The organism is Mycobacterium sp. TH-M15 (assembly GCF_057473705.1).
In genome coordinates, this window is record NZ_JBYCLB010000503.1 from 1 (window position 1) to 4731 (window position 4731).

Below are 4731 nucleotides of genomic sequence, written 5' to 3' on the forward strand. Positions count from 1 at the left end.
GGGCGCCAGTACCCGCTCGCCGCTTGCCGGTCGATCTCACCACACACCAATTGTCCTACACCGCAACGTAAATCCTGCGGAGCGACTCACCCTATTACCGAAACCTCTTTAATTTAATACCTGTGCTGCGGTCCGTGCCCGTGGTCATACAACCGGCGCAGCAGCAAGTCGCGTACCCGGCCGTTGTCGATCACCTTGAGGCCGGCGTTGGCGATCGCCGGGATGCCGGCCAGCTTGTGGAAGTAGCGGCCGCGCTTGTACTCCCGGCCCCAGGCGGCTTCCATCCGCTGGGCGTAGTTGGTGAAATCGTCGGGCCCGCCGTTGGTCAGGGCGGCGATCGCGCACTCGCCGGCGGCCAGCCCGGACTCCAGCGCCTTGGAGATGCCCGCACCCGACGCCGGCTTGCCCGCGCCCAGCGAGTCACCGGCAAAGAGCACCCCAGGCCGCCACGGCGGCCACGCGGTGAAACCCATCGGCAGCCGCCAGGCCCGCACCGTCTTGGACTTCTTCAGCTCGGTGATCGGCGGCAGCTCCCACTCGCGCGGCAGGGTAGCCAGAAACTCGCCCAGGAACGCGGTGGCGTTGATCGCCTGCCAGTTCTGATAGCTGTTGACGTAGCCGAGCCCGATGTTGACCCGGCCGCCGCCCATCGGGAAGACCCAGCCGTAGCCGGGCAGCTGGTCGCCCTGGAACGCCAGCTTCAGGTAGATGTCCAGTGAGTCGGAGTCGGGCCGGTTCGCCGACATCTCGGCGCGGATCGCGATCGCCGAGTAGCCGTGGTAGGCCGAGTCCAGGTTGAGTGCCCGCTTTATCGGCGAGTAGGCGCCGTCGGCGGCGATCACCGCATCGGCGGGCACGGTGTCGCCGTTCTTGAGCAGCACCCCGGTCACCCGGCCGGTGTCGTCGCAGACCGGCCCGGTAACCTCGGCGGACTGGCGCACCTGCGCACCGGCCGCCTCCGCGTGCTTGAGCAGCAGCGTGTCCAGCTCGGTACGGCTGACGGTGTGCCCGTGGTCGGGCATCCCCGGCCGGCGCGGGAACGACAGCTCCCACTCGCTCGGGCTGTACACCCGCACCCGGTTCACCCGGTGGAACTTGGCGACCTGTTCGGCCAGGCCCATCTTCTGCAGATAGCTCACCGCGCGGGCGGTGAGCCCGTCGCCGCACGGCTTGTCCCGGGGGAACTGCGCCTTGTCCAGCACGATCACCCGCGCACCGGCCTGCACCGCCTGCCAGGCGGCTGCCGATCCGGCCGGGCCGCCACCGACGATCGCCAGGTCGAATCGCTGCGCCACTACATCTCGTCTCGGTGTCGGGACATTAACCGGAACGCCATGCTAGCCGACCTGCCGAACGGTCCTCGCAGGTCGGGACCGGCTTGGCGAGTATGGTTCATAGCGTGCGCAGCGGAACCGGAGCCAAAACCGGCCACAGAACCGGTGCCAGTGCCGGGCGGAAGGTCGACGCCCGCAGCGAACGCTGGCGTGAACACCGCAAGAAGGTGCGCGGCGAGATCGTCGAGGCGGCATTTCGGGCCATCGACCGGCTCGGCCCGGATCTGAGCGTGCGGGAGATTGCCGAGGAGGCCGGCACCGCCAAGCCGAAGATCTACCGCCACTTCGCCGACAAGTCGGATCTGTTTCACGCGGTCGGCGAACGGCTGCGTGACAAGCTGTGGGCCGCGATCTTCCCGTCGGTCGACTTCGGCACCGACTCGGTCCGCGACGTGATCGCCCGCAGCGTGCAGGAGTACGTCGCCCTGGTCCACGAGCACCCGAACGTGGTCCGGTTCTTCGTCCAGGGGCACGCCCCCGAGGAGTCCGAGCGGCGGGTGCGGTCGCTGGACGAGGGCCGGGAGATCACCCTGGCGATGGCCGAGCTGTTCAACAACGAGCTGCGTGACATGGAGCTGGACCGGTCGGCCTTCGAGCTCGCCGCCTACGCCGCCTTCGGTTCGGCCGCCTCAGCCACCGACTGGTGGCTCGGCCCCGACCCGGACAGCGCACGGCGGATGCCCGACGAGAAGTTCGTTGCGCACCTGACGACGATCATGATGGGCGTGATATCCGGCACCGGAGAGCTGCTGGGCATCACCATCAGCCCGGATCGGCCGCTGCACGAAGCGGTCCCGGGCCAGCGGCCGGTCGCCTGAGTCCGCACCAGAGTCCGCGTCGACCCGTGTCGCATCCACCGCGACCGCACCCCGCCGGACGAACAACGTCAGCGCCGCACCGATCGCGGCGGCCACCGCGGCGACGACCATCGCGGCCTGCTGGCCGGTCATGAAGCTGTCGTAGCTGGCCCGGGTGACCGGGCCGACCAGCGGAGCGGGCAGCTCCGGCGGGATCGGCGCCAGTCCCTGGGCCACCAGCTCCTTGGCGGAGGCCAGCTTCTCGGCGACCGGCTCCGGGACACCGGCCGTGACCAGGTTGTCGACCAGCACCGAGCCCACCCGGCTGGACATCACCGAGCCCAGGATGGTGGTGCCGAGCACCCCGCCCAGCTGCACACCGGTGCTCTGCAGCCCACCGGCCACTCCGGCGTCGTCCACGTCGGCGTTGCCGATGATCGCATCCGAACTGGCGGTGAGCACCAGCCCGATCCCGGCGCCGAGCAGCGTGAACGCCGGCCACAGCGCCGGGTAGCCGGAGTCGGTCCGCAGGAAGGCCAGCGAGCAGAGCCCACCGGCCACCGCGGCCAGCCCGACCGCCATCGCCGGGCGCGGACCGAACTTCTCGGTGAGCACCCCGGAGAGCGGCGCGGTCACCATCAGCGCCAGACTCAGTGGCAGGGTGCGCACCCCGGCCTGCACCGGGGAGAAGCCCTGCACGTTCTGCAGGTACAGCGAGATGAAGAACACCGCGCCGAACAGCGCGAAGAAGTCGACGACCACCACCACGGTGCCGATCGACAGCGACCGGTTGGCGAACAGCCGCATCGGCAGCAGTGGCGCGGCGCTGCGCAGCTCGATCAGCACGAACCCGGCGACCGCGGCCAGGCCGACGCTGATCACGATGATGGTGCCGTCGGCCAGCCAGCCCCAGGTCTGGCCTTTGACCAGCCCGAAGACGATCAGGAACAGCCCGCCGGAGAGGGTGACGATGCCGGGGATGTCCAGGTGGTGCTCGCCGGCGCTGCGGCTCTCCACGATCGTCAGCGCCCCGATCAGCACGGCGGCCACCGCGATCGGCGCGTTGATGTAGAAGACCGACTCCCAGCTGACGTGCTCGACCAGCAGCCCGCCGACGATCGGACCGGCGGCCACCGACACCCCGGAGGCGCCGCCCCAGATCCCGACCGCGGTGTTCAGCTTCTCCGGCGGGAAGCTGGCCCGGATGATCGCCAGCGTGCTCGGCATCAGCAGCGCACCGAACACCCCCTGCAAGGTGCGCAGCCCGATGACGCCGGCGACGGTGCCGGCCAGCCCGATGCCCACCGAGGCGGCCGCAAAGCCGACCACGCCGACGAAGAACACCATGCGCCGGCCGAACCGGTCGCCGAGCTTGCCGCCGAAGATCAGCAGCGAGGCCAGCGCCAGCATGTAGGCGTCGGTGATCCACTGCAGGTCCGACAGCGAAGCGTGCAGATCGGCGGCGATCCGCGGGTTGGCGATCGCCACCACCGAGGCGTCCAGCCCGACCATGACGACACCGAGTGAGACCGCCACCAGCGTCCACCACGGGTTGCCGCGCAGCCGGGATGCGGGTTGGGGAGCCCGGTGTCGGCCGGGTGCGTGGCTGTGGGCGGGGGCGGCGTGCCGGCCGGACGAGCGCCGGCCGGTGGCCGGTCGGGGGATCGCCCCGGTGGTGCGCAGCGGAGTCAGGACCGCAGTCATGCCATAGCTCCATTCAAATATGCGGAGAACCTCTATCACTTAAATCGAACGATAGCGATAAGTGGAGGCATCGTTCCAGTTGTACGGCTATGCTCGCGCTGTGATCTCCCGCGCAGCCCGACCGAGCGAGGGAGGCAGGCCACTGCGCGCCGACGCGCAGCTCAACCGGGACCGTATTCTCGCGGCGGCTGGCGAGCTCTTCGCCGAGCGGGGGCTGTCGGTGCCGGTGGAGGAGATCGCCGGCCGGGCCGGGGTGGGGGTGGCCACCGTCTACCGGCGGTTTCCCACCCGGGCCGACCTGGCGAGCGCCGTCTTCGAGCGCAGCATCGCCGGCTACCTGCGGACGGTGGACCGGGCACTGGCCAACCCGGTGGCCGGGGACGGGTTCCGCGCGCTGATCTTCGAGGTGTGCGAGCTGCAGGCCGACGACGCCGGGCTGCGCGACCTGCTGACCACCCGGTTTCCCGCCAGCACCGACATCGGCCGGCGCACCGACGAGGCGGTGGAGAAGGTCCGGCAGCTGGTCGGCCGGGCCCAGCGGGAGGGTGCGCTGCGGCCGGACGTGACGGCCGGCGACGTGGTGGTGCTGCTGCTGGCCAACGCCGGGGTGCTGCGGGCGACCGGCGGGGCGGCGCCCGGTGCCTGGCGGCGGTTCGCCGCGCTGATGGTCGATGCCTTGCGGCCCGGCGGCGGTGCGCTGCCCCCGGCGCCGGAAGAACAGCAGCTGCGCCGGTCGATCGCGCTGCTGACCGGCCAGCGTTGAGTGGTTGTCGACGACCAACGACCGCCCTGGTCAGCGAGGCTGAAAAAGCTATCCATCCCCTGATCGGCCGGGCGGAGCCGGCGGATCCGACCAAGCGCGCGCTCAGGAGGGTGTTTCGCGGGCGGTTTCCGTG

At 70.5% G+C, this 4731-nt stretch carries 3 protein-coding genes and 1 pseudogene; 2 read left to right on the forward strand and 2 right to left on the reverse strand.

The features are described 5' to 3' along the window. Positions 1-113 precede the first annotated feature (113 nt). A complete protein-coding gene (locus tag AC2VNT_RS12305; RefSeq protein WP_486947129.1) occupies positions 114-1295 on the reverse strand; it encodes an NAD(P)/FAD-dependent oxidoreductase in 1182 nt (393 codons plus the stop codon). A gap of 92 nt (positions 1296-1387) precedes the next feature. On the opposite strand from AC2VNT_RS12305, the gene AC2VNT_RS12310 reads away from it, so the two are divergent. Further along, a complete protein-coding gene (locus AC2VNT_RS12310; protein ID WP_486947130.1) occupies positions 1388-2152 on the forward strand; it encodes a TetR/AcrR family transcriptional regulator in 765 nt (254 codons plus the stop codon). A 360-nt stretch (positions 2153-2512) separates the two neighbouring features. Here the strand turns inward: AC2VNT_RS12310 and AC2VNT_RS12315 are convergent. Then, positions 2513-3835, reverse strand: a pseudogene (locus AC2VNT_RS12315) (DHA2 family efflux MFS transporter permease subunit); the annotation flags it as partial. A 100-nt stretch (positions 3836-3935) separates the two neighbouring features. Here AC2VNT_RS12315 and AC2VNT_RS12320 point away from each other — a divergent pair. Further along, positions 3936-4598, forward strand: a complete 663-nt coding sequence (locus AC2VNT_RS12320) for a TetR/AcrR family transcriptional regulator (RefSeq protein ID WP_486947131.1) — start codon at positions 3936-3938, stop codon at positions 4596-4598. The last annotated feature ends 133 nt before the right edge of the window (positions 4599-4731 follow it).